Here is a 4245-nt window from a genome sequence, read left to right on the forward strand (position 1 = left end):
TTTCATTGAGTATAAGATTCATTTCCGAGCAAGTTCTTGAATTTACTCGAGGATAAACTATCATAAAACAAAGAAAAAGAGGGTGCTACTATCACATCCCTCTTTCTAATCAGAGCTTAATACCAAACGCTGACATCTACGCGCCCTTGGATTCCTTTCATGTATTCAGAAGAGGTATATTGCCAACCTTTTTCTCCTGAATAATGAGGGTTTTCCCATTCTAAAGCATTGTTATAGACCGCTACCCAGTTTACATGTTTTAAAATATCTGGGTGTTTTAAACGCGTCTGTAATAAACTACGATAGCTATAGACATACACATTTTGATAACCCGCCTGCTTCATCGTCTCCATGTACTTGTTGATAATCTTAACCCAAGTACCTGTATCATTCGGAGCACGCTTACTTTTATTCACATACTCCCAGTTCTCAACATCATAGTAGATAGGGTAAGACAAGTTCATATTGTATTTCTTCAGAAGTTCAATGGTCTGTTCAGCATCATTCTCAGCATCAGTCTCATTTTCAGCATAGGTATAGAGATAGACGCCATAAGGTATTCCCAGACGGTTTAACTCCTTAATGTTATGCGCCAATTCCTTTTCTTCTTTACCGCTATAACCTAGACGAACAATGACACCATCTACTTCATTTTCATCAATAACCTTTTTCCAATCATTGATACGGCCATTGTGCTCACTAATATCAATAACTTTCTTAGCATGTTCGGTTCCAACTTGTTCTTCTCTATTATTAAAGAAATAGCGTTTACCATCTCTGTGAACCCAGCCGACATTCAAATCTTTCTTTTCTTTGAGCTCACCAGAGGCCGCAAAGATATAGCGAGCGCCATCCATAATCACTTCATCAGTCGCCATGGCACCACTTCCAGTCAAATAGTAGTTGCCTTGCCACTCATTCTGAGCCATATAGCCCCACTTCTTGAAATAGTACCATTTGCCGCCCACTTTTTGCCACTCTTGGTTAGCATAAGTTCCATCGGATTTGAGATAAAAATAAGCAGAATAGGCTGGATCATAAAGCCATTCATTTTGCATCATGGCACCTTGACCGTTCAAGAAATAACTTCCTTGCCATTGGCTTTTAGCCATGTAACCCCACTTCTTGAAGTAGTACCACTTATTTCCAATCAATTGCCATTCTTGATGAGCATAAGCCCCATCTGACTTGAGATAAAACCAACTCTTGTAATTATTATCATAAAGCCACTCGTTTTGAGCCATATAGCCACCTGATTTCAGGTAGTAATTGCCCTGCCACTCATTTTGAGCATAACGACCGTCTGATTTGAGATAAAACCAAGCTTTGTAGTTATTATCAAAAATCCATTCACTTTGAGCTTTAGAACCATCAGCCTTTACATAATAATCTCCATCCCAGTGGGCAGAGACACTGTTTCTCTGTTCATTGCTACTAGTTGATGAAGTTCCTGTTGATAGACTAGATTTTTCTGAAACTGTGCTTCCACTTGTTTCATCTGCCGCAATTCCTGAAACTCTTACGCCAAGTAAGCAAAGGCTTGCTAGCCCTATACATACAAATTTTGTTTTCAATCTTTCCTCTCCTATAAAAAATGGAACAGACATCTGAATGCTGTTCCACCTAGCTTTTGCTACTTACTGATTATTTTACAAAGTCAAGCAAAGCCAAGAAGCTTTCAGCTTCAAGTGACGCACCACCTACAAGGGCACCGTCAACGTCTGGACAAGCCATGTATGAAGCAACGTTCTCAGGTTTAACAGAACCACCGTATTGAACACGAACTTTGTCTGCAACTTCTTGACCAAAGTCAGCAGCTACAACGTCACGAACAACTTTACACATTTTTTGTGCGTCGTCTTGTGAAGCTGATTTACCAGTACCGATAGCCCAGATTGGTTCGTAAGCGATAACTGATGCAGCAACTTGTTCAGCAGTCAATCCAGCCAATGCAGCAGATACTTGAGCACCTACAAATTCAGCAGCTTTACCAGCTTCGTAAGTTTCAAGTGACTCACCACAACAGATGATTGGAAGCATACCGTTTGCAAAGATTGCTTTTGCTTTTTTGTTGATATCTTCGTCAGTTTCATGGAAGTAGTCACGGCGTTCTGAGTGACCGATAACAACGTAGTCAGTACCGATTTCTTTCAAAACTTGTGGGCTTGTTTCACCAGTGAAGGCACCTGCATTTTCAAAGTAGCAGTTTTGAGCAGCAACTTTAAGGTTTGAACCTTTTGCCGCAGCAAGAACTGTTGTCAAAGCAAGAGCTGGAGCAGCGATACCTGCTTCAACAAGATCTGATGAAGGAAGTTTTGACGCAACTGCTTCAACGAATGCTTTAGCTTCTTCTGGATTTTTGTTCATTTTCCAGTTACCAGCGATAAATGGTTTACGTGACATTTCACATACCTCTTTTTTCAATTTATTTTCTATTTATTTTATCACAATTAGACACAGCTTGCAAATCTTACTCGGATTTCAAGCCTGCTGACATGGATTAATCCTTCCAGAGATCCATAGCATTTCTGAAATCTGCCGATACCTGTGTCAACTGAGGATTGCTTGCTTCTCTTTCTGCCCGCTTAGCCTCGATTTGAGCCACACTTTTGATACCTTCATGTCGCCAGTTTCTCAAAATCGCCTGGATGTACTTCCAGTTTGGTTTTCCATTCAAAACAGCTTCACGAAGAGCTTCCTTAATCAAGTCAGCACTGGTTCCATCTTCCTTTAGTGTCTTCATCAAATCCTCAATCTCAAAAGGCGTCAACAAGCGTCCCAACTCCTGCTGGAAGGTTTCCACCAAATCCTTAAGATGATTTTGAGGTATCAACTGGTCTGAACTCGAAGCAATAGCTCCAAGCAAGTCATCCAAACGTTCCAAAGCCAAACTAGCATCAAAAAGCAATTCGATTTCGCCATTTAATTCGATAGTACGATACTGGAGAAGTCCCCTCTCCGTCAGATTGGAAATGGACTGGTTGACATCCGAAATTTCCTTGCCAATCCTTTCAGCAATCTGGCTTGGCGACATTTCTTCTAAGCCTGTCGTATTTTGCAAATAGAAAAATTGCCAAACCAGAAAATCGTCGCTAGAAGGAAAGAGTTCCTTAAAATGCAAGAGCAGGGCACTCGGTAAAACCAAGTTCCCTGATTTAAAAGCGTCTAAATATGTCATAATTCCTCTTATAAATACCCAAATGCAGATGCATCATCTTCTATTTTTCTCCAGTCAAAAGGGGTTTCCTGATAGACTGCATAATTTACCCAGTTACTGAAAAAGAGGGCTGCCGATGAAAACCAACAAAGACAAGGCGTCTGATTGACATCATCATCCTTAAAGTAATTTTCTGGAATATGAGGATCTAAACCTGCATCACAATCTCGGAAATACTCTTTTGCCAAGGTATCACGGTCATATTCCAAATGCCCAAAACTATAAATTTCACGCAAATCACGACTAGCCAAAATCGAAACCCCAACCTGAGAACCCTCTGATAAAATCTCGAGATTGGTTTTGTTTAAGACCTCTTCCTTAGAAATCTCCGTGTGCCGAGAATGAGGGGAAACATAGCTATCGTCAAAGCCTCTTAAAAGAAGGTGCCCTTCTTTTAAAGTGTCCTGAGGATAAATACCCGATAACTTACTGTCCATCTGGTATTTTTCCACTCCATAACGCAGATAAAGACCAGCCTGAGCCCCCCAACAGATATAAAGGGTCGAATAGACATGGGTCTTGGACCACTCAAGCACCTGGCTAAATTCCTCCCAATAGTCCACTTCCTCAAATGGTAAATGCTCAACTGGAGCACCCGTGATAATCATCCCATCAAAATACTCGTCCTTAACTTCAGGAAAAGTTTTATAAAAGGTCTCCATGTGCTCTGAACGAGTTGTCTTAGAACGATGGCTCTCCATATAGAGAAAATCAATATCCAGTTGTAGAGGTGTATTGGCCAAATGGCGTAACAACTGGGTCTCTGTGACCATTTTCTGTGGCATGAGATTTAAAATTAAAATCTTCAAGGGACGGATATCTTGGTGGGCTGCACGTTGATCATCCATGACAAAGATATTCTCTGTCCGTAAAATCTCAACAGCTGGTAATTTTTTATCAATTCGAATCGGCATAACCCTCTCCTAACTGTACTCTTTCAGGAATCATTGCATATGTTTGAAACTCTTCGAAAATCTCTTCAAACCGCGTCAACGTTGCCTTGCCGTACGTATATGTTACTGACTTCG

General features: G+C 40.7%; 4 protein-coding genes. All 4 read right to left on the reverse strand.

Annotation, left to right across the window (positions count from 1 at the left end; translation table 11 throughout):
* Nucleotides 1-116: 116 nt before the first annotated feature.
* The 4 genes from lytC to metA all read right to left on the reverse strand — a co-directional run bounded on the left by lytC (nucleotide 117) and on the right by metA (nucleotide 4131).
* Nucleotides 117-1607, reverse strand: coding sequence for a choline binding-anchored murein hydrolase LytC (gene lytC / locus HT688_RS10875; protein ID WP_172923786.1), 1491 nt, complete (start codon nucleotides 1605-1607; stop codon nucleotides 117-119).
* Nucleotides 1608-1644: 37 nt separating this feature from the next.
* Nucleotides 1645-2403 carry a triose-phosphate isomerase gene (gene tpiA / locus HT688_RS10880; protein ID WP_172923787.1) on the reverse strand — a complete coding sequence of 253 codons (759 nt, stop codon included), beginning with the start codon at nucleotides 2401-2403 and terminating at the stop codon, nucleotides 1645-1647.
* 97 nt (nucleotides 2404-2500) lie between these two features.
* Entirely contained in the window at nucleotides 2501-3178 is a 678-nt protein-coding gene (locus HT688_RS10885) for a DnaD domain-containing protein (RefSeq protein WP_000221595.1), read from the reverse strand.
* An 8-nt stretch (nucleotides 3179-3186) separates the two neighbouring features.
* Entirely contained in the window at nucleotides 3187-4131 is a 945-nt protein-coding gene (metA, locus tag HT688_RS10890) for a homoserine O-acetyltransferase MetA (RefSeq protein WP_166727960.1), read from the reverse strand.
* Nucleotides 4132-4245 lie beyond the last annotated feature (114 nt).

It is taken from the genome of Streptococcus sp. 1559, assembly GCF_013276735.1.
In the GTDB taxonomy this organism is placed as follows: domain Bacteria; phylum Bacillota; class Bacilli; order Lactobacillales; family Streptococcaceae; genus Streptococcus; species Streptococcus pseudopneumoniae.